This window comes from Faecalimonas nexilis (assembly GCF_059731825.1).
In genome coordinates this window covers 337870-360132 of sequence record NZ_AP029189.1, presented here as the reverse complement: position 1 = coordinate 360132, position 22263 = coordinate 337870, and the positions used below count along the sequence as shown (strand labels likewise).

Below are 22263 nucleotides of genomic sequence, written 5' to 3'. Positions count from 1 at the left end.
AGAATTAAAATTCCACCCTAGTCCGCCAAGACTTTTTATAGGGTGGTTTTTTATGCACTAATTACTTATCAAGTAAATAAAAGTCAATAGTGATAGTATGAACATACCAAATTGCATCAAATCTTTGAAATCAAAATGTTTGTTGTCCATTAGCATCACCTCCCGTATGTAAATGAGAGGTCAGCCTACCCTGTTCACGATTGTTCTGTAAATTATCTTATCATATTTTTATCCGCGTATCAATTAAAATTCCACCCTATTTCCCTCTCACCAGCTCCTGCTCTATCGTCTTTCCTGTCTCTAAAATCACCTGTTTCAACTCTTCCAACAGACCCGCATCTTTCGCTTCCAGTTTCTTCCTTGTCTCATGTTCCAGCACAATGCCTGCACCGTCTTTCAAAGCTCCCTCAAAAGCGGTTCGATCCATTTTATAAGGCTTCAACTCTGGGAATACATTCTTTTTGATGAACTGAAAAATACTGATTCCGCCGTAATCCATATCTCCCCAGTGTAAAAACTCGCAGTCTGCGTCAGCAAGCTCCGGGATTTTCTTTAAAAATCTCACTTCTTTTGGCGTGAAATACCCATGACAATAAATGTACAACGTTTCTTCTGAGAAAATCATACTCTCGTAATTTGCCTTATTTTCAATTGTCATAATCCGTTTGCATCCGGAAAGGTCTGTCACGCTGGCGTGTTCCATCGTCTGAGAATTAATCACTGTTCCATAAGTGTTTTCGTCTGTATCCACAACATTACCATTATCCAACCTATATTCAAGACAGCCTTTCCACTCCAGTGTCTGCGCATAGGAGTGGATATTATGTGCTGCCAGAAGCGTCTCTGCGTCTATTTCCTCCTCGTAGTACGGAGAACAATTTTTCAAAATCGTAACAATGCTGTTCTTATATTCATTCTGAAATGTCTTCGAATTGTGGAACACTCTGGCGCTGAACACACGCTCCCAAATAAATTCCTGTTGTGCTGCCACTGCGTTCAGACACAAAAACAATTTCTCATCTTCTGCTTCTGAGACTTTTTTGCCAAGTGTAAGCCTGCTCAAAAGCGTATCATAATAGTTTTCCACCCACTCACACTCGCTGACCTTATTTTTCCACATTTGTACCCGTGTTATCAACTCCGCTTGGTGTTCCCGAACATCTTTCACACCAAGCTTTCTGCAAAGCAATGGAATTGCGGCAACCTCATAATCAATCTGTGAGATGTCACTTCCTAAATTACACCACCGAAATTGAATCATCCCGCTTTTGCCAAGTGCCTCATCCTGTTCAAGCACTCTTGCCTGACGGATAAGGTTTTGCATCCCACCGACCGCATCAATCAGTTTTTGGTCTACTTTCGGATGTTTCTTCCCTGCAAGTTTTCCTGCACGATATGCTTCGGTATCATTCTGTTCGATGAGCCACTGTGACAGCGTCACTGTTTTCTTCTTCATCTGCTTCTCCCTCTATCATCCGCAAATATGCCCCTTTGTCAATATGAATCATCGAAATCCGATTGTTGGCTCTTCGGAATGCGTACACGCAGTCCACGTTCTGTACAAGTGACTGCAGTCTCTCATCCGGCACACACACGACAAGCTGGAGTCCCAGTTTGCGCGCATATGCAAGGCATACTTCGCTTCGCTCCTTATCCATCTTGGAAAATGCTTCATCCAAAAGTACAAGACGTATTTTGGTGTCACGGTTTGTCTGTTGATGATAGAGCATAGCAAATCCCGCCAGCAGCGCCACATATTTCGGATTCTGTCCTTCTCCTCCGGAATCACGCCCCGCCATATCATCCACGTAATTCTTTTTTATATTTCCGTCCTGATCCTCGGTCTGCTCGTACATGCTGAATTTCAAATACGTGCGGTAATCCGCATATTTTTCCATATCTCGTTTATGTCTTTCTCTCGCAGAAGGCTCGTCCTCCTTCGGCGGCATGAATTTGTCAGTCAGGCGCTTAATCTGCGCCTCGTATTTTTGATAAAAGGCATCCTCACCAAAACTTAACTGTCCTTCCATGTCTCGGTCGATCACTTTCATGTTCAGTTCCTCCGCCGTCAGCATCTCATAAAACTGTCGTTTTTCATCGTCAGTCGGCAAAATGTCAATCTGATAAATACTGTCGGAAAAACGGATTTCAGAAAGCATCGCATTGATCTCTCGGCGGTGTCGTTTCGCTTCTTTAATCTCACTGTTGATTGTCGCAATCACATTTTCCCGCAGCATCTGATAGATAAGCTGATACTGTTTGTCAAACTCCGCCTTATACTTCGGCTCAAAATTCTGCTTACAGTTTTCCAACAACTCATCATAGGCGGTATTATCTTTCTCGAACGGACTGAAATCATACGATGGAAATGCTTTATTGAATTGCTCTCTCGCATCTCCTCTTTGTTTGAATTCCTCTTCTTCCTGTGAGCGCAGCTGTTCGAATGTCTTTTTCTGCTCTCTCTCAAAACGGTATTCATTTCCTTTGTCAATGACCGCAAGAACGGTCTCTTTCAGTTCTGCATTCGGGACAAATCCTTCCTCAAGCTTCTCCAGGTATTCTGTGCGTTCCTTTATATCCTGTTCCTGCTTTCCTTTTGTCGCCGAATAATTTGTCACCTCTTTCTGTACCCCATTTTTCTCTTGTTCCAGCTTTCGAATGGACTCATTCAGACTCTGTTCCTGTTTCTGAAGCTCTGCAACTCTTGTACCTGCCTGAAGTTCTCGGATTTCTTCCGACAGACGCGCCTCTTCTTCGTAGTACTCTTTCAGCCGGCTTGCCGCATTAGATTTCTGCAGCATGGTCTCGTAATCATATGTCTGCAGACGCTCAAAATCCTCCGCTTGCTCAAGCTCTGAGATTTCCCCGCCAAGACGAATCAGTTCCACATTCAGCCTGTATACGCCTTCCTCCAGTTCCTGCATCTGCTTTTTGGAAACCTTTCTGCCGATTGTCTGATATCTGTAATCTTTCTCCCGCAAATGTCGGAACATGTAATTGCTGTATGAATAGCAATCCTGAGTAACACCGTCTTTGACCTCATGCAGTTCTTCCACGGTCTCACATTTTTTGATATGTCCAAGATAACGTTTCAGGCAAAAATCTACATATGGAATGTCCGTCTTTACCGCATCATACAGCGTCTCATCCATCGCCTGCGGCTCATCCCGCTGTATTGCTGCCGTGTTGATCAAATCCACCGTCTCGTATTCTCGCTTCTTCATTCCCCGGAAAATATTCGCTGCATCTAAAGCATATCTTGGCTCCACAATAAGACCGTATTTGATTCTTCCAAGTCTTCCCTCAATTGCATTTCGCCATGCCTCGTCTGTAATGTCGAACAAATCTGCAAACACTTCAACCGATATGGTTCTGCCGTATCTTGCTGACAATTCTTCCTGCAGTTTTCTCCTGACCACTTTCACTTCTTTGGAATAATGCTTTTTGTCATTTTGTAAATCCTCAAGCATCTCCTTCTGTTCCTGATAGTCCGCTTCCACACGTCGTCGCTCTGCCTTCAGCTCTTCCACCTCAGATTTGATACTCTCATACGTTTCCTTCAGTCGCTTTTTCAGTCCGTTCACATTCTCTTCTGTGATATTTCTCTCTTCGATTTCTTCCAGAAGATTGCAAAGCGGGTTACTGACATACTCGCAGACTCCGTCTGTCTCATTCCAACGATTCAGTCGCTTGAGCAATTCTCCCCACTCTCTTGCCTCATTTCCGCACAGACGGATTGTCTCCTGCAATTTTGTAAGGTCTTCTTTCTTTTTCTCAAAATCACTGGCACGAAGTTCCGTGCGCACCCCAATCAGTTCTTCTCGTTTTCCATTCAATGTCATCTCGAGATCTTTTATCTGTTCTTCGAATTGCGCGATTTTCTCACATGTATTTGAGAACTCCTCCGTCTTTGACAAAAGTTGTACCCGCCTGTTTTCAATCTCCAAAATCCGTAAAAGCGTTTCTGTCTTTACCTGCTCTGCCTTTGCAAGCGTAAGCTTTCTGTCATGTGCCTGCACCTCCTCTAAAAGGGTAATCTGTTTTTCCAAATCTTCGACCCGCTCTTTTATCTCCCGGTAAGCCGCAAGCTGTTCACTGATCGCAGTGATCGTATCTTCCTTGCTCTTCGGAAACATATAGTCTTTGATAAACTGACTCGTTCCCTTTGTCATGCGAAGCGCGATCGCACTTTTTTGCATTGTTTTAAACCGACCTGCATCTACGTACCCGAAAATAATATCATTTACGATGTTCAGATACGCTTCTCTGGACGGATAGATCCGGTTGACATTTCCTCTGCTTTTCGCATCTTCTGACTGTTCTCTTTCATGGACCAGTTTCTGAATCTGTGCAATTGAATACGGAATTCCAGACACAGTAACATACTCATCTTCCGGAATTTTTCCGGCATGGCTGAAAAAACGGAACCGTTTCAGGTCCATATCATTTTTTCCGACTTCGAAAACTGCTCCGATACATGTGTAACTTTTCCGCCCTGTATCCTGTATCTCCAAGACAATATGGGCATAAAAATCCTGATTCTCACGGTTCGCCGTACCATCTTTTTGCTCTCCGCGCAAATAGCTTAACACACTTCTTTTATTGGCGCTGTCATCTGCCGCTCTGTTGAGGAAATCATTTCCGACACTTCCATATAGCACGACCTGCATGGCATCCATCACAGATGATTTTCCGGAACCGCTTTTTCCGCTGAACAGATTCACATATTCATTCAGACAAAGTACCTGATGGTCAATTCCGCCCCAGTTATTCATCAAAATTCGTGTAAATATCTTCTTTGCCTGCTTCATCCTCTGCATTCTCCTCTCTGTACGCCTCAATCAGCTCGTTAATCAACGCCGAACTGCAATATAAATTAATCGTGCTGTAAATATAAATCGGTGTATCGTCCTCAAGATCACGAAGCGCCCCCGGATACTCCACAATCTGATGTTTTTTCATAATCGCCAAAGCGCTCTTCCATTCACCGTCCGGAAGTTTCTGATTCAAAAGATTCGTATTCTTCCCGTACTCTCTGATTTCTTCTAAATTTGTCACCGTCGCAGCAAGTCCCTTTCCCATGATCTTATCCCGATAGATCATCTTTATGAGCAGAACAATAATCGTTGTCTCCTTCGACAGGACCTCCGCCTCCACGCCTTCTCCGACAAGCCTGAAAATGCGCTCCTGTGAATCATACAGCAATTCACATCCGAGAACCGAAAGATAGTTTTCAATAAAGTTGCGATGTGTTCTGCATATTGCAAACTGCTCGTTGTCACTTGGGACCAGTGTAACCGGGTCATATTTTTCCTGCAAAATACACGTCTGGCGAAACAGACTCAAGATAGTCTTCTTTAATTTTTCTGCTTCCGTCACAGATAAACTTTCTAAATATTGTTCCATATTACTTCCTCCTGATTGTAAATCCTGAATACTGCAAGCCTTCCTCTGTCGTAAATTCCTCTCCGATCACAATCTCTTCTGTCTCTTGCGCAATCTCAGTGGCTTCCTGCCATACAAATAAAAGCTTCTCTAAATCTTCCACTGTGTGAACGGTATCTTTTGTCACCTGAAATGCTCCATCCACCTCATTTTGTCTGCGAAATTCCCGAATCTGTGCCTTTGTATATAATGGTTTTACAACAAACTCATCCAACTGTTCCTCACTTTGTCCCGTCTTTACAAGTTCCTGTGGTTCAAACGCTTTCTTTTTCGCATCTCTCGGTTTTGCAAAGCTCCTCTCTTTCAGCACTGCAAAACGCTCTGTCATGCCCATACGTTCACCAAGTTTTTTCAATATCTCATCTTTTCGGTCGCTCATATTTAATAGCCTGATCAGCGCTTTTGTGTGGTCTTCCTCCACATCACCCTCCGCCAAAATATATCGGATACGAGCCGCCGCACGTTTTGCAAATACTCTCTTTTGATCAATGAGACGATTGTATCTGCGCTCAATCCCGTCAAACTCCCGATTGATCTGAAACAAGATCTCCATTGCCTCATCGCAGCTCTGTACTCCACGTTCATTTCTTCTCCACGCAAAAGAATCTGCCTCCAGCCCTTTTCTCCTCTGAAGCAACTCCTGCTTTCTAGCCTCATTTCCCATCAGATTCTGATCAATAAGCTCTTTCACCTCTTCTTTATACCGGTAAAAACTATCCGTTGTCGTCAAAATCGCATACTTTTGGCTATCTGTATTATTCATTTCCTGCACAAGCACTTCCTGAATTCCAAGAAATGTCTTCTGCTTCGTCATTTCCTCAAAAAATCCACGAATTCCTTCTTGCATATTCGAGAGCATCTGAAGCAATGCCTTCGAAGACTGCAGCGCACTTTTCAAAATCTCATTGTCCTTTTCCTTAGAAGAGTGGTATGTAAACAGATGGCTGTATATCGTCAACAGACTCTCACGCTCCATACTGCTTTCTTCATTATATAGCCTGCCAAATAACTCTGTGAACATCTGGCTGTAATCCGGAAATGAAACGACATAGCAGTTCAGAGATTCGTCATAATCCTTTCGGAGCCATCCCCACTCTTCCAGCTTTCGAAGCATCACTGACGCCATATTCGCCCGCGTGAGAAGTTCTCCCTCTTCCTCCAGGTCACTTTGACTAAAATCCATCGTAAATGTAGAAATCTCCATCTCGATCGTGTCCTGACATTCCTCTTCTGTAAGTCCAAGCAATGAATACGAACTTGCCGACTGCTCATAAAGTGCAATCAAAATCCGCTGAAAATACTCGACGTACTTACTGTTAAATAATTTATAAAACTCCTTTGGAATTCTGTTTTTTATACTCATAGATATTTGTCCTTTGTCTCTATATATGGTTCCGTTCCCCTTAACAGGTCAGTTTATATTTTCCCGCAAGTTCCTCATTCAAAACGGCCACTTCAATTCCCCATATTTTTCTATAGGTTTTTAAACGCTCTTTCAGTTCTGCCATTACACCTGGAAGCCATCTTTCATCCGCATTTTTTATGACGAGAACACACTTAATTTGAATACCCCGAAAACTTTTGATATCTAATAACTTCGTTCCTATCTCCGAAATATCTTCATATTTATCCAATATAGCTGCAATATAAATTTGTAATGACTCAATAAATTTATCTGTAATAGCTAAATAGTATTCCTCAAACTTTTTCTCTTTTTCTTCTGAGTCATATCTATTGTCTGAGTTTGGACAACTCTTTTTGGCTTCTAGAAATATGATACTATTTTTATTGTATCTCAAAATAAATTCTACCGTCTTTATCCCAGACCCCATTTTTTCATATAACTGCGAGTTCTCTATATGAAATAAGTTCATTTCCTCAAATTGACCAAATCTCATGTCTGATTCTGGTATTACTTTCACTGAAGCACCACCCCGATTTCCTCTCTGTACAGTTGACGAAAAGTATCCATAATAGCATTGTGTTCTAATAGTTCAAATTCTTTTTCTACCTCGCACTTTATTATACTTGTTTTATCCTTGTATAACGAAATATATTGAATTTCACTGTCTTTTTTCTTTTTGACTTCAATATATTTAGACAAAAAATAATCATGCGTGGAAACAAAAATCTGAACACCTTCACGTTCCAACATAATAAGTAATTCTGCCAAAACGGGAATATATTTAGGATTAATATTTGCCTCGGGCTCATCCCAAAATAAAACAGAACCTCTTTCCAATGTACCGTTCTTTATTAACTGCCACAATAATGCAATCTTACGTAATCCTTCAGCTACCAAATTAAACTCCAGCCTTGCCTGTGTACCTGGTTTAAGATAAAATCTATCATCGTGCAAAGCAACTTTGCCTGAACTGATTTTTTGCAAAAGCTCCAAATATTTTTTTCTTGCCCCTGTATCAACACCTCTTGATATATCAATCTTGGCAGCTGCAATAATATCAAGATACGTATCATCAAATTCTACATTTCCCATTTTAACTGCTGCATCAAGGTTCCATGCATTTGATAAAATTTCTTTTGCCGGAATGAATACACTTGTCAAATCTGACATCTGTTTTTCCCAATTTGGCTCAGTCTTAATCTCTGCATCCCATTTTTTTGTTTTAATAGAAAATGACATTCCGATTTTTGCTACATCTGACTCAACAGAAATTTTCGCCGTATTATTACCATTTTTTCTTCTATTTACAAGACGTCCGATACTGGACTGATCAGGTCTAAATAACATTACGCTTTTCTGCGAAAATGACACATCATGCTTTGATGCTTGACACGCAGCATACGCAATCTTCATAACATGCGTTTTCCCCACTCCATTTTCTCCTACTAGTACGTTCAACCCTCTACAAAACGGGATTGATATCTTCTCAAATACTGTAAAGTTCTCCGCTTCCATCTTTGTTAATGGCATTATTTTCACCTCACTAACTGTCTTTGCCGTTCCCATATTTCTAATCCTAAATATCATATCATGCAGTGAATCTTTTTTCAATCAAACGAAATATCAAACGCAATCCTTTCGCTGCCATTTGCAACGTGAATAATTCCGCATTTTTGAAATCCGTATTTCAGGATTGCCGCCTGCATTGGTTTGTTATCCTGATGCGTGTCAATCCTAAGATAACGGCATTTTGTTTTGCAAAAATCAAAACAAATTTTTGCAATCCCCTTTGCCTGTCCATCTGATGCAAGTCTGTGTATTGTTCCATATGTTTCTGCGCTGTGCCATGCACCATGCTCGATTTTCTGATATGTCGGGTCCTCTCCCACTATAAACGAAAACACACCTACAACTTTCCCCTGTTCCTCACAGATGTAACAATTTTTTTCTATAATATCCTTTTCAACTAGCTGCTGCCCCGGATAGCCAACCGCCCATTGTGTAGGATTCCCACTGTTCTCCATAAATACCCTTGCTTTTTCATATATCTTCATAATGGTTGGCACATCCGCCAACTTTGCCTGCCTGATTTCCATTTTTTCCTTCCTTTCCTTCCAATCTGTAACAGTTCAGTCATAACAGCTCGAGTTTACTGAACTGTTACAAAAAAATAGATACCTCATTCATCTGAGATACCTATTTTATCAGCTTTTTTCTTAAAACACTACTCCTAATAACATTTCAAATTGCTCTTAATCTAATATTTTCCCATCAATCGAAATCGTGACAACTTGCCATGGAATAAACTTTCCACTTTCCTTAAGTGCTTTTTTCGCAGCCATCTCAAGACCACCGCAGCAAGGGACTTCCATACGAAGTATTGTGACACTTTTGATATCATTATTCTCCAAAATCTGTGTCAGTTTCTCGCTATAATCGACATCATCCAGTTTTGGACATCCGATAATTGTCACCTTTCCTCGCATAAATTCCTGATGCACATTAGCGTAGGCATAAGCCGTGCAGTCCGCTGCAATCAGCAATTTCGCCCCCTGAAAATAAGGTGCATTTACTGGCACAAGCTTGATTTGACATGGCCATTGTGCAAGCTGTGACGGCTGGATTCCCGCCGGTGCTGCTTTTTTCTGATTTTCCAAAACGGCCTGTTCATCATACGCTGCTGCCTCTCGCTCTACAAAACGGATTGCCCCTGTCGGACATGTCGGAAGGCAGTCTCCAAGTCCATCACAATAATCATCACGAAGAAGTTTCGCTTTCCCATCTACCATACCGATTGCTCCTTCATGACAAGCCGCTGCGCAAGCTCCGCACCCATTACATTTATCTTCATCAATCTCAATAATTCTTCTAATCATATTTTTTCCTCCTTGCATTTGTAACCTGAGTATAATATAATCAATCCAATAATTCAGTGGTTATAACCACGGAAATGAGGATTTTATGAAAAAAATTGAATCAGTTTTATTTCAGGGCATTACGGAAAATGAGTGGATGCACATGCTGGATCTTGGCTGCATGCGCACACAGCACTTTGCAAAAAATACTATTATCCTTCACACCGGAGAACATATCCATGAAATCGGTATCGTCTTAAGCGGAAGTGTCAATATTGAAAATATTGATCTCTGGGGCAACAAAAGTATTTTAAGCAATATTTCAGCAGGACAGGTATTCGCCGAATCCTACGCGCTCTGTCAAGAACCGATGATGGTTGACGCAGTCACTGCCGAAGCTGCTGATATCCTCTTTCTAAATATCGCACCTCTGAAACAGATTCAAGATAAAGAGAGCTGGAGTGCTAAAATCATGCAGAATATTCTCTATATCTCTGTGCAAAAAAATCTAATACTTTCCAGACGCATTTTCTGCACTACTCCTAAAACCGTTCGCAGTCGTCTCTTTATCTATCTTTCTACAGAAGCGGCAAAAGCCAAAAGTACAACATTCCAAATTCCGTTTGACCGTCAGGGACTTGCCGACTATCTCAATCTGGATCGCAGCGCCCTATCGAAAGAGCTTGGAAAGATGCGCGACGAGGGGATATTGGAATTCCATAAAAACAAATTCGTACTGCACTCTCTGCCTTCAAAAGTGTAAGGATGCCTCATGGGAAGTGCGGCTTCTTGTTTTATCCTTACCTCTCTCAATTATTTACAAGTTATATTTTTTTCTCCTTATAAAACTTCCGGTTATTACAACACTTGCAAGAGCAAAAATACTAATCGAAAGAAGCGGGTTTTGCTCATCTCCTGTTTTTACAACTTTATTTTCGTTCTGTTTTGGTTTTGTATTAGAGTCAGGATTAGGTTCAGGTTTTGGACTCGGTACTGGGTCTGGAATTTCAGGAGAGTTTTCTTTCACTGTAACAACAAATGTCTCTGTCTTCTCTGCATAAGTAACTGTAATAGTATAACTTCCTGCTTTCTGAGAATTGAAAGCACCGCTATCAACTGTTGCTGCCTCTGTCACATCCGCTGTTTTTCCGCTTTCAAACACCGCTGTTACTTTCACTCCTGTCAAATCAAGTTCTTCTCCAATCTGATATTCTGTCTTATCTGGAAGTGTAACCTCTATCCTGGTCAGAATATCCTCTTTTTTCTCCAATGCTTCAATTGCTTTTCGTAGATTCTCTGCCGCCTGATCAGCTTCCTCTGTTGTAGTCACTATATCCAAAGCTTTTTTGGCAGACTCTAATGCCGTTTTTAGTTGCTGAATACTTTCTTCGGTATAGTTTTGTTTCTGATTTGTCAAAATATCTTTCGCTTCTTCAATCACTTCTTTTAACAAGGACTTGTCAACATAGCTTCCGTCTCCCCACTGTCTTTGCAGTGCACCATATTCCTTTTCTGTTACCGGCATTACATAACCGTGGCGGTATTTGCTTGGAAAACTATATTCACTGTCATCCAACATTCTAAATTCACCCGAATTCAAATCTGTGGTAATGAGAGGATAATATCCCTGTCCTCTTGCAAAACGATCTACCATCAGACACCATTGATCTTTTCCATCTTCTGTTTTTTCATTCATTTTAAAGATAATCGGACCTTCTACTGCGCCCCTCTTTGCTGGAAGCTCCGAAGAAAGCACGTTAGAGTCAATCTCTGAAAATTCTCCAAGTATAGAATCCGATTTATCCATAACAATGGTTCCTTTGCTTTCATTTTTAGTAAAACGGTAATACGTATCCCCATTTTGAATCATTGTAGAATCAATTACTTTTACAATTTTTCCATTCGCGTCTACGCCACCATCATGATATAATTCTGCTTCTGTAAATGTACGGAAATCCCTGGTTTTGCAATAATAAATTGCGTGATTTTCATATTCCTGTGTAATATTTTCTTCTTCATCTACCTGAAGTGTTGTTGCAGACCAATAGACAATGTATTCACCGGTTGTTTCGTCGTAAATAAATTCCGGCGCCCATGTGCATCCTGCTCCTTCTGGTGCAATTTCCGCAAGCCAAGGTTCACTCCAATTTACCAAATCATCAGATTCCCATACGACAATGCTGTGGCTTCCGCTTCCTCCTGCTGACCCCCAATCTGCTCCACCATTTACTTTATTTAAGGCAATACTTAAGTCTGTTGCTATCATGTAAAATTTGTCACCTTCCGGTGCTCGAGCTATAAAATGATCTCTTAATCCGCTTTCACCAATCGTGCTTTTCAATACTGGTTGATTTTGATTTAAATCTGTCCAATTGAGGCCATCCTCACTCAGTGAAAAATAAGTCTGCTCTTGATCTCCATTTTCTTCTGTTCCATTAAACCTCACGAACAAATAACCGGCATAATCTTCCTCTTTTACTGTCTTTGCCTTTGCTTTTACAATCACCTCATATTCTTTTTTCACATCTTTACTTCCTTCTTTTGAGAAAACTGCCGTGAGTGTTACCTTTGTATCTTCTTTCTGTCTTGTAACAACGCCTGCTGGTTTTTCTCCATCTTTTTCGGGATTGATTACCTTCGGGTTAGAGGAAGACCATTGAATCAATACACCATCTTTTTCACTTGGAAGGGTAATGTTACTCTTAATATTATCTGCATTTGGAATCTCAAACTTCTCTGCTACAAGTTTAACTTCTCCCATCTTTTTTTCTCTGGCTTCTTTTTCTTCTTTCGTGACTTTTTTCACTTCTTCATCTGTCATCGCATAATCATATACTTTTATGTTATCAAAATATCCACGGAAATATTTATCCTCTGAATAAAATGATTTCCCGATATATGCTTTAAGGTTTCTCCCCAAATCATCTAAGGAGATATTTGTATTCAGATTTTCCGCAATTAATTTTCCATCTTGATAAAGGCTGATTGATTTTGGTGTCACAACCATTTTTATATTAATCCATGTTCTGCTGTTATTTGGATATACCGAGTTCCTATTTGCTAACTTTTCATTCTGATATCCAGACGTAGTGACCGCAAGTTTTGTGCTTGTCGGTGCGGTCTTTAAAAAAAGATATTTTTGATTATTCTGTCCTACACCGAATGTAAAGTAGTTTCCACTTCTTGTCACTTCATTGACATCCATTGAAATTGTCACTTTATCTTTTCCATCAAAATATCCCTCTGGAAATTCCAAATAACTGTCATGTCCTCCATCTGTTTTATCTCCATCCAAATATAATACCTGACCATATTCTTTATCCCATACATAAGATGCACCTTCTGTCACTGTTCCATCCTGATTTCCTGCGCTGTCTTTCACAATTCCTGTATAATCCTCATCGAAGTTATACTCCAAAGATGGTTTACTTTCTTCTGACTCTCCTTTTACTTTTACTTTGACTGTAATTTCCGAACCACCTTTTACAAACTCTTCGTCCGAAAGATTCAAAACCGGCGCTCCATCAGCACCAAACAAAACTGGTTTTACGTATGCATGACGACATGGATCATAAAGTGGATCTCCCGTATGACCTGCATGAGTATCTGCCGGTCTTGCATGATATACAATCACTGCATTTCCATATTCATCAACTGTAAAAGAGTTATGCCCCGGTCCACATAGTTCATCATTAAAATCACCACTTGTCATAATTGGGTATGGTGTTTTTACCCAATTTTCCTTTTTTGTCAGATCATCATCTGCATTTCCTGTCAAAAGTCCGACACAATATTCTGAGCCTGTTCCCGAAGCCGAGAATGCCAGATATACTTTCCCATCTTTTTGTAATACTGCAGGTCCTTCGTTTACTTTATATCTCTCTAATTCCCATACATATTCCGGTACTGTAATAACAGAGCAGGTACTTGTCAGCTGAGTAGGATTCGATGGGTCGATCGTTGCTATATAGAGACTTGAAATACCGGCAGGATTTCCGTCATTTTTAGTGAAATCAGCCCACACAAGATAGTGTCTTCCTCCTGCTTCAAAATATGTCATATCCAGAGACATTGCATTTAATCCAGTTTTGTCTCCTTGCATCGTCTTCACACGCTCTGGTTCTCCCCAGCTGTCTGGATTCGTAATTTCCTCTGAATTGTTACATTTCATCATAAATGGACGAATATTAAAGTTTCCTCCAGTTGTTTCATCTAGTGATGCTGTGCTGAGAAAATACCAGCTATCACCAATTTTATGTAATTCCGGTGCCCAAATCCATCTTCCATATCCCTGCACTTCGCTTTCATCCCAGATAACGTGTTCTTCAGCATCAGCAAGTCCCTCAATTGTTTTTGCCTCACGGATAACCAATCGATCATAACCATCTGCTCCGCCTTTTCCATTTACCGGATAGGATGCTGTAAAATAGTACATTTGTCGTTCTTCATCATAGACAATATATGGGTCTGCACGTTCTTCAATCAATGGTGAATCTGCCTTTGTGTAATATGCAGAACCTCCAATTGTTCCTCGCACAGTATATTCCATTCCCGCTCTGTCTGTATCCGCTTTTTCAATATCTGCTTCATTCCAACGCACGGAATATGTCTTTTCTTCTCCGTTTGAATACTGTGCAGTCACTTCTCTAACCGCCTTTTTCAGTTCTGTTTTCACATCTGCTCCTGTATCAACCGTAATTTCCTTGGTTATTTTTGAAAGTGATGTATTGTACGGAGTTGTAAATTGTTTTTCAATAGCGTCACATTCTTTTTGTGTCAATGCTTCTTTTTCTGCCCAAACAGCATCCTCTGCCACTTCACCAGCTTCAGGAATCGCATAGTCTGTTACTTTTGCTTCCTCAAATTCGGTAAGATTCTTTGAAGTTGTAATATAAGTCTGTCCATTTGCTTCTATAAATACTTTATACACTGCATCTGCACTATCATATACACAATACATTTTTTGTATTGAAGTAATTCCCTCAATCGTGGCAATTCTTTGATTCGAATATGTAATTAAATCTTTGGAATCATAGAGAACAACAGAGCCACTGTTTCCTCCATCCGCTGCAATAACCCCAAAGCTTCCATCTGCCTTTCGAAAGATTTGTGGAGCAACATAAGATTTAGTTCCCACAGAAGAATACAGAATCGGCTGATCTTTATGCAGCGCCTCATACTCGCCTTCTTTCTGCAACGCAATCTTCATACCACCATTTTGTGCAACTACAGGTTCATTACTTACATAGGCAGCAATATTTGCTCCTTTTGCAATGACCGTCAACGGGAACTCTTTTGTTCCATTTTTTGAAGCGCCATTTACTTTTATTGTCGCTGTCAATGTAACTGTTTTATTTTCATCTGATCTTTTGACCTTTCCGTCTTTTGTTATGACTGATGCATCACTTGTCTCCCAAACAACATCCGCATCTCCCACTTTTGTCGGAAGCTCTATATCCTCTGAGACAAATCCCGTATTTAATGTCAATTCTTTCGTATAAGTTACCACATCCTCCTCAGGATTTTTCTTGAGTACGGTTACCTCTATCTCCTTTTTCACCGAACGATCTTCAAGAGATATTGTTGCTGTCATAGTTACCTTTTTGTCTTTCTCACCTCGTATAATCGTTCCATCATCTTTCATTACATCTGATGCCGAAGACTTCCAGCTGATTTGTGTCATGCCACTCGCCCCTGTTTTTGGAAGCGTCAAAGAGCGGTCTGTCGTTTCCGGAAGTGTAAGCAAAGCACAATCACTCTCCAAAACATAATCATTATATTCCGCTGACACCTGCTGTGCTGTGAGTGCTGTATCATATATGCGGAAATTATCGATCAAGCCTTTGCAATATTCTCCCGTTCCCCAATTGGCCTTCCCGATTTGCAAAATACTATTCTCTCCTAAAATATCATCAATCGCATATTCACTTCCCTGTGTCGCTTTTTTTACACCATCTACATAAATTGTCGTATCCTTTTCACTGTGTACAACATCTATATGTACCCACTTCGTATAAATTTCAGATACATCTGCAGTTGCAGATACTGGTCTTGCCCCATTATTTTTATAGCGCTCTGCAATCATCTCGTTTTCACTATTGGTCGAGCCATGCAGAATTCCAAGATAACGTTCATTTGGATAGGACGGAGCTTTATTACTGTCCGAAGCATACAAAATCCATCCTTTGGCTCCCTTTTCCAATTTGGCATCGTAAGAAACCGTCAATTCTTTTTCTCCTGTCAACAGACTTTCTCCATCTTTTTTCTTTACATCTAAAAATTGTCCCGTCCCATTTAAAGAGAGCGCTTCACCTCCACCTTTATAACTTTCTGCCAACGAATATTCTCCGGTAGCCTTTGCATTTTTGTAAGTGATTTCTGCATTTTCCGATAAATCCTCAAAATCAAATTTTACCAATGGCTCCGGTATGTCCGCCGCTTCCACGGAAGCTGCTCCACTGTTGAAAGGACTTGTAATTCCGCCCAATAACGCAGCTACTGTGATCCATGAAATACATTTTTTTGTCTTTCTTTTCATAGTCTTCCCCTCCTGGATTTCTATTTGGTTTTCGTTTCTTTTTTTCTCCACACTACACCCAACGCTATCATCATTGTCATAATCAAAAGTATTACATTTGTGCCATCTCCTGTAGGAGCTGGTTTGGATGTTGTCATTTGTCCATTATCATTCTGTGGCGTATCCGGCTGTTCCGGATTCATTGGTTCTTCAGGATTCTCTGGTTGTTCCGGCGTATCTGGCGTATCTGGAACCTCTGGTGTATCTGGAACCTCTGGTTCATCCGGTATCATTTTCACTGCGTCTACCCCTTCGTGTGTAGGAGTAACCTGCATATAACCGTCTTTATCAAAAGTAATCTCATCAATACAAGTTTCCCTGTGTACACCGAGTCCATCTCCTGCCGTAAATATATTCAATGGCGTGTAGAATCTGTGATATGCCATAAAATATCGATCCTGACCTTTACCGTCTTTAACATGTACTATCGATTGATGTGCGGATCCCAGTATTCCTAGACTTTCATCTTTTGCCAGTAAATTTTTCTTTACCAGAGTAACTGATGCACTTCCATCATCGGTAAGCAAAGTATCAGATACACCGTAATTGACATGATAATTCGGACTATTGGCATCATCACAAGACCAGGTCCAGTGATATTTCCCATTCGCCTTTGTCACTACTACAGATTCTCTAAAATCCGTCAATCCATTTATTTGTTTTAAAGTATCTTTTTCAATGCTCATCATGTCATCGCTTAACTGTGCAATAGCGGCAGCTCCATTTCCAAATGTAATATAAGAGGTTCCATCATCATCTGTGAAAATTGATGGGTCTATTGCCTGCCCCATCTTGATACCAGCTTGTTTACACATATCTACAGTTATCAATGCTTCCCCTTTATCTTTATAAGGTCCTGCCGGATGATCTGCCACTGCAACTCCAATTGCAGATTGTCCATTACTGAACTTCCCACAGTAATAAAAATAATATTTTCCATTTTTTTCTTCAATGGTTGGAGCCCATGCGCTTCCACCCTCTGCCCATGGTGATGTTGCAATCTCCACTCCGTTTTCATTTTTTCCTGGATTTTCATTCGCTAATTCCATAATGATTCCTTCATCTGTCCAATTCACCAAATCTTTTGATGAAAATGCATGAAACTTTGTTCCACTCCATCCTGGGTACCCATCCGTCGTTGGGAAAATCCAGAATTTCCCATCAAAGTAATCAATATCAGGATCCGCATGCTGTCCCGGAAGCACAGGATTATTGGAAAGTATTGGTTTTTGAATTGTCCATTCTTCTTCTTTTTCATTACTTATCAGCGTGATCTTCAAATCTTTGGATAGATCTAATTCTGTTCCATTGCTGATTGTTTTATCCTGAACTTTTATTTCAACTTTTCCGTTAAATGTAAAAGTGACTGGAACTTTGGTAAGATCTGCTTCATCTTTAATATATGGAGTCATCACTTTATTCTTTGTATCAATCTTAGTAAAGACCGCCGTATGATCATCAGTTCCTCGATATTCTAATGCCTCCTCCCTTTCCGGAACGCTTCCAATCGTCACCGCTTTTATAATCGGTTGCGCTGCCAAAAACTCTTCGGAAAGTTCTTTTACCTCTTCCTCTGTCAACGCTCTGTTCTCAATGCGGAAATTATCAATCCAGCCTTTAAAATATTCCCCTTCTCCCCAGTTTGATTTTCCAATCTGAAGAATACTGTTTTTCCCAAGAATACTCCTCAAGCTATAAGCACTTGTTTCGGAAGAAACCTTCTGTCCATTAACATAAATAGTTGTGTCCGTCTTGCTCATAACAACATCAATGTGATTCCAATCATTCCCGGTCTGTGCTGAAGGATTAGCCGGTCTGTCTCCACTGTTTTTATATCGCTCAACTGTAGTCGTTCCACTTTTTTCCATAATGCCAATATATTTTTCGTATTGGTATTGTGGTGTATTTTTGTTCGGCGCCGCATACATAATCCAATTTGTATCACTTCTTTCTGTTTTTGCATCATAAGAAACTGTAAGTTCTGTCACATCTGTGAGCAGACTTTTTCCCTCTTTATCTGTTACCGTTAGGAAATTATCCTCTTTTCCATTCAAATATAATGCTTTCCCTGATTCTTCAGAATAGCTGTCTGCAAGCTCATATGCCGCTCCTGTTGCTCTTGCATATTTACTTTCAAATCCTGAACCTTCTTCGTCAAAATTAAATTCTGCCAAAACCTTTTGTTCAGGATCCGGCTCTTCCTCTCGATCTTCCCCGTAAGCTGACAAAATTTTTTTCTCTTCTTCTTCTGAAAGCCGAATAACCGTACCATGTCTGAATCTTCCATCCACAAAGTTTGCGTTTTCAACTGTAAATTTTCCACTTGCCAAATCGTCTGTCAAAAATGCTTTATAGCCTCCATTGTCTCCCATTGCACACCATCTCCCATCAGGAAGTTGATATACGGTAAACCCTTCTCTTCTGTCAAATCCTGCCTGACTGCTTTCGCTTCTTTTTACGATACGTTTCCAGTCCCCATTTTCGCTCGATTCTTCCCCTTGGCGTACATCGAATACATCTTCGGATAATGAATTGCTGACATCGATTACCGTATTCCAATCCGAGGTAGAAAAACGATAAAATTTACCGTCTGATTTTACAATCGTGCTGTCAATAATATTGACTTCATTTCCTGTGTCCTGATCTTCACTCAGCCATACCTTCGGTTCAGAAAATGTATGGAAATCCTTTGTCCTGCAAACATATACCCTCAATGCATTTTGATCTGTTCCATTTTTTGATTTATCTCTGGAAGACCAGTACACAAGATAGTCATCTGTTGCTTCGTCATAGATTGCTTCTGGCGCCCACACACATCCTGCATTATCAAATCCTGCATAAACAAGCTGCGGTTCACTCCAATTCACAAGATCTGTGGATTCCCATACCACTAAATTTTGACTTGCATTTATCTGATCCCATCCGCTTCCTCCTGAGCCTCCTCCTTCTGCATGGAGGTCTGTACCTAAAATCCAATATTTATCTCCCTCTTTTGATCGAATAATGTGAGGATCTCGCACCCCAAGATCACTGCCTTGTGCATCATTGACAAGAATCGGCTGTGCATTTCCATCTTCATCTTTATTTAATTTTTCCCATGTCAATCCATCCTTGCTATATCCAAGAAAAATCTTTTCATATCCGTCTGATGAATCAAAAAATGTCCAAAGATAACCTGCATTATACTCAGAATCTGTCTCTTCTCCTTTAAGTTCAGAATCACTGAGCACTCGATTATACACTTTTATATTATCAAATGCCCCTTTAAAATAGGTGTCTCCGTTATAGAATGACCTTCCAAGATATGACTTGAGTTCTTTTCCAAGCTCTACTATTTCACGTTTTACATTTTTATTATGCCCAATCAATTGATCATCCAAATATAACTTCATATCGATTCCATCGACAATCAGCGTCAAATGAAGCCATGTATCTTTTACACTTGTTCCCGTTTTTTCCGTAAAACCATTCTCGCTTCCCCATGATCCAGTTGTTATTACTGATTTGATTGCATCTTGCGTCGGTTTCATAAACAGATATTTCTTACTGTCCTGTCCTATCGAAAATGCAAAGAAATTTCCGTCTACTTTTTCTGCTTTCATATCCATTGAAATGGAAAATGTATTTCTTCCGTCAAAAAATCCTTGTGGCAATTCTGCAAATGTTTCTGATGTCCCATTTAAATATAGTACATTTGAATTTCTTTCCTCATCCTTTTGCACCTTTGCCTCTCCATACATTGTACCGTTATTTCCATTTCCACTTATATCTGTAATAACTGAGCCTTCTGTATTTTCGAAGTCATACGAGAGTACTGGGGCTTTCTGTTCTTCTTCATCATTCTCTTGCGCAGACCCCTTTCCCCACTTTTGCATAACGGCATTATATTCTTCTTCTGTCACACGTATAGGAGTACCATGTCTCGCCCGCGAAGGCATGGTGTATATCTCCGGCGAAGAAAATTCTCCCGTCGAAAGTGCATCTGTAACAAGTGGATAATACCCGCGTCCACCAAAATCATCTACTAATAGACACCATTTCCCATTGGAGCTATCCTGCTGATTAAACTGAAATATGGTTGGTCCTTCCACCCACTGGTTATTATTTAAGGATTCTGAAGGAATATGTGTCCATTCTCCAAGAAGAGTCTTACTTTTTTCTGCAAATATTGTTTTTGTCTTTGCTCCAATTGAATTGGTTGCACTACCTTCATTTTTTGTATACCGGTAATACATTTGTTCCTCTTTGTTGTAAATGATTGTTGTATCAATACAAGACTCTGTCTTGTCTTCAATATAAACTTTTGGTTCTGTGAATGTATAAAAATCTCTGGTTTTTGCATAATACACTCTCTGCTTCCCATAATTGTCCTCACTCACTTTCGATGCCCAGTATACAATATATTCGCCTGTGATCGGGTCGTAAGTTGCTTCCGGAGCCCATGTGCATCCTGCATTAATCGAGGCACTCACTTCCACCATACGCATATCAGACCAGTTAACAAGATCCGTTGACTCCCAAACCATTAAAGATTGACTGCCTGATGTCTGTGCTGCTCCCCAGCCATTTCCACTATTGATTTTTAAATCAGTTGCAATCATATAGAATTTATCGCCTTCCGCAGAACGAAGAATAAATGGATCTCGTACACCTTTTTCCCCTTGATCAGAAGTCAATACTGGTTCATTATCATTTAGGTCATACCATTTCAGTCCATTTTTGCTTGCCGCAAAATAAATTTGTTCACCATCTGCATACCCTTCTCCCGCAAAATAAGAGAAAAAGTAGCCTTTATAGTCTTCCTCTTTCAATTTCTTAGCTGCCTTTTTAACTGTGAACTTGAATTCTTTTGTATCACTTGCATTTCCGTATGTTAATGTTGCAGTCATTGTTACAGTAGTTTCTTTTTGAGGACGTGTCACTGTCCCTGCCGGTGTCTCATCATATCCTTCATTCTTATGGGACTCTATATCCACAATTTCGGGATGATCCGTTTCCCATGTCACCACTGCACCATTTTCTGTTTTTTTCGGGAGTGTAATGTTTCCATATACATTTTCATATGGAAGTTGTAATTGTTCTTTTGCCTCTGCAACTTTCCCTTCATCCGAATTGTCCTTCTTTTCCGCACAAATTTTAAAAGACTTTAATTTTCCTCGAAATGCCGGATCTGGACTATATAGGGACTTACCAATGTATCCAGAAACATTTCCATCTGTTCCACCATTTAATATCTGCTGAATAGAGTACCCTGTTTCTATACTTTCAACCTCTTCTTCATTTACAGATAATGTCACTTTGCCTTCCTCAAAGACATACTTTACCGTATTATATCCTTCTTGAATTTGGGCATCCTGTCCGAGAAGAATTTCACTCGTTGCATTTTTAATTCCCGCACGCATATTTTTGTCTTTTCCATTGTTATTTCCGCCTTGTACCGGGCAGAAAAAAATATAGTTTTTTACGTTTGGCCATGTATCTACTTTACTGCCAAGGCAAAATAGCCATTGATTATAATTTTGCTTTGTAATTTCAGTCTGAAATTGTGCCTCGATTGTAAAATTTTCCCCTTCAACCAATTCAGCCGGTAGTTTCACATACTTTTCTTTATTTCCTGAAAAGCACAAAACTGTGTCCCCATCTTCCTCTACAAAATCAGAGTCTTCAAATCCTACTAATTCTGCATCATTTTCATTTCCTGAAATATCCCTCAATTTTCCATCTCCATGGCTCATATCATACTCTGCCACAACTTCCAGAACTTTCTCTTCGTCTTCTGCTTTTGCAGCCGCCGAAGGAAGAACTGAAAACGTCATTGCCGCACACAATAGAATTGCCATAAACCTCTTATGCCTCCTCATTTAAAAACCTCCTTTAAAAAAACGTTATAGCATCCTATCAGATACTATAACGTTCTTTTTTAATAGTTAAAATATAATTTCTTATACTTTTGTTTGATTTTTTTTGCATTTTATCTAGAA

General features: G+C 40.1%; 11 protein-coding genes. 1 reads left to right on the top strand and 10 read right to left on the bottom strand.

Annotated features, from left to right (window positions below; translation table 11 throughout):
- Window positions 1-256: 256 nt before the first annotated feature.
- The 8 genes from AC6I5B_RS01605 to AC6I5B_RS01570 form a co-directional block, all read right to left on the bottom strand.
- Window positions 257-1456, bottom strand: a complete 1200-nt coding sequence (locus AC6I5B_RS01605) for a Wadjet anti-phage system protein JetD domain-containing protein (RefSeq protein ID WP_117788259.1) — start codon at window positions 1454-1456, stop codon at window positions 257-259.
- Entirely contained in the window at window positions 1407-4811 is a 3405-nt protein-coding gene (locus AC6I5B_RS01600; RefSeq protein WP_497773557.1) for an SbcC/MukB-like Walker B domain-containing protein, read from the bottom strand. The genes AC6I5B_RS01605 and AC6I5B_RS01600 overlap by 50 nt, the downstream gene beginning before the upstream one ends.
- Window positions 4768-5406, bottom strand: a complete 639-nt coding sequence (locus tag AC6I5B_RS01595; RefSeq protein ID WP_004611768.1) for a DUF4194 domain-containing protein — start codon at window positions 5404-5406, stop codon at window positions 4768-4770. The genes AC6I5B_RS01600 and AC6I5B_RS01595 overlap by 44 nt, the downstream gene beginning before the upstream one ends.
- Window position 5407: 1 nt before the next feature.
- Window positions 5408-6808 (bottom strand): Wadjet anti-phage system protein JetA family protein, encoded by a 1401-nt coding sequence (locus tag AC6I5B_RS01590; protein WP_004611767.1) that lies wholly within the window; start codon window positions 6806-6808, stop codon window positions 5408-5410.
- A 40-nt stretch (window positions 6809-6848) separates the two neighbouring features.
- Window positions 6849-7367, bottom strand: coding sequence for a hypothetical protein (locus AC6I5B_RS01585; RefSeq protein ID WP_004611766.1), 519 nt, complete (start codon window positions 7365-7367; stop codon window positions 6849-6851).
- Complete coding sequence (locus tag AC6I5B_RS01580; RefSeq protein ID WP_022250182.1) at window positions 7364-8416, bottom strand: AAA family ATPase; 1053 nt, start codon at window positions 8414-8416, stop codon at window positions 7364-7366. Before AC6I5B_RS01580 ends, AC6I5B_RS01585 begins: the two co-directional genes overlap by 4 nt.
- A gap of 41 nt (window positions 8417-8457) precedes the next feature.
- Window positions 8458-8946: a GNAT family N-acetyltransferase gene (locus tag AC6I5B_RS01575; RefSeq protein WP_004611764.1), complete on the bottom strand. Its 489-nt coding sequence runs from the start codon at window positions 8944-8946 to the stop codon at window positions 8458-8460.
- Window positions 8947-9102: 156 nt separating this feature from the next.
- Window positions 9103-9726: an ATP-binding protein gene (locus tag AC6I5B_RS01570; protein ID WP_022250183.1), complete on the bottom strand. Its 624-nt coding sequence runs from the start codon at window positions 9724-9726 to the stop codon at window positions 9103-9105.
- 85 nt (window positions 9727-9811) lie between these two features.
- Here AC6I5B_RS01570 and AC6I5B_RS01565 point away from each other — a divergent pair, with 85 nt between their 5' ends.
- Window positions 9812-10468, top strand: a complete 657-nt coding sequence (locus AC6I5B_RS01565) for a Crp/Fnr family transcriptional regulator (RefSeq protein WP_004611762.1) — start codon at window positions 9812-9814, stop codon at window positions 10466-10468.
- 54 nt (window positions 10469-10522) lie between these two features.
- Here the strand turns inward: AC6I5B_RS01565 and AC6I5B_RS01560 are convergent, their stop codons facing one another.
- Window positions 10523-16243: a family 43 glycosylhydrolase gene (locus AC6I5B_RS01560; RefSeq protein WP_052536462.1), complete on the bottom strand. Its 5721-nt coding sequence runs from the start codon at window positions 16241-16243 to the stop codon at window positions 10523-10525.
- A 20-nt stretch (window positions 16244-16263) separates the two neighbouring features.
- Window positions 16264-22143 carry a family 43 glycosylhydrolase gene (locus tag AC6I5B_RS01555; RefSeq protein WP_004611760.1) on the bottom strand — a complete coding sequence of 1960 codons (5880 nt, stop codon included), beginning with the start codon at window positions 22141-22143 and terminating at the stop codon, window positions 16264-16266.
- Window positions 22144-22263: the final 120 nt, after the last annotated feature.

Coding starts and splice junctions, on each gene's coding strand:
- AC6I5B_RS01605 (WP_117788259.1), bottom strand. CDS start 1,456: ATGAAGAAGAAAACAGTGACGCTGTCACAGTGGCTCATCGAACAGAAT.
- AC6I5B_RS01600 (WP_497773557.1), bottom strand. CDS start 4,811: ATGAAGCAGGCAAAGAAGATATTTACACGAATTTTGATGAATAACTGG.
- AC6I5B_RS01595 (WP_004611768.1), bottom strand. CDS start 5,406: ATGGAACAATATTTAGAAAGTTTATCTGTGACGGAAGCAGAAAAATTA.
- AC6I5B_RS01590 (WP_004611767.1), bottom strand. CDS start 6,808: ATGAGTATAAAAAACAGAATTCCAAAGGAGTTTTATAAATTATTTAAC.
- AC6I5B_RS01580 (WP_022250182.1), bottom strand. CDS start 8,416: ATGGGAACGGCAAAGACAGTTAGTGAGGTGAAAATAATGCCATTAACA.
- AC6I5B_RS01575 (WP_004611764.1), bottom strand. CDS start 8,946: ATGGAAATCAGGCAGGCAAAGTTGGCGGATGTGCCAACCATTATGAAG.
- AC6I5B_RS01570 (WP_022250183.1), bottom strand. CDS start 9,726: ATGATTAGAAGAATTATTGAGATTGATGAAGATAAATGTAATGGGTGC.
- AC6I5B_RS01565 (WP_004611762.1), top strand. CDS start 9,812: ATGAAAAAAATTGAATCAGTTTTATTTCAGGGCATTACGGAAAATGAG.
- AC6I5B_RS01560 (WP_052536462.1), bottom strand. CDS start 16,243: ATGAAAAGAAAGACAAAAAAATGTATTTCATGGATCACAGTAGCTGCG.
- AC6I5B_RS01555 (WP_004611760.1), bottom strand. CDS start 22,143: ATGAGGAGGCATAAGAGGTTTATGGCAATTCTATTGTGTGCGGCAATG.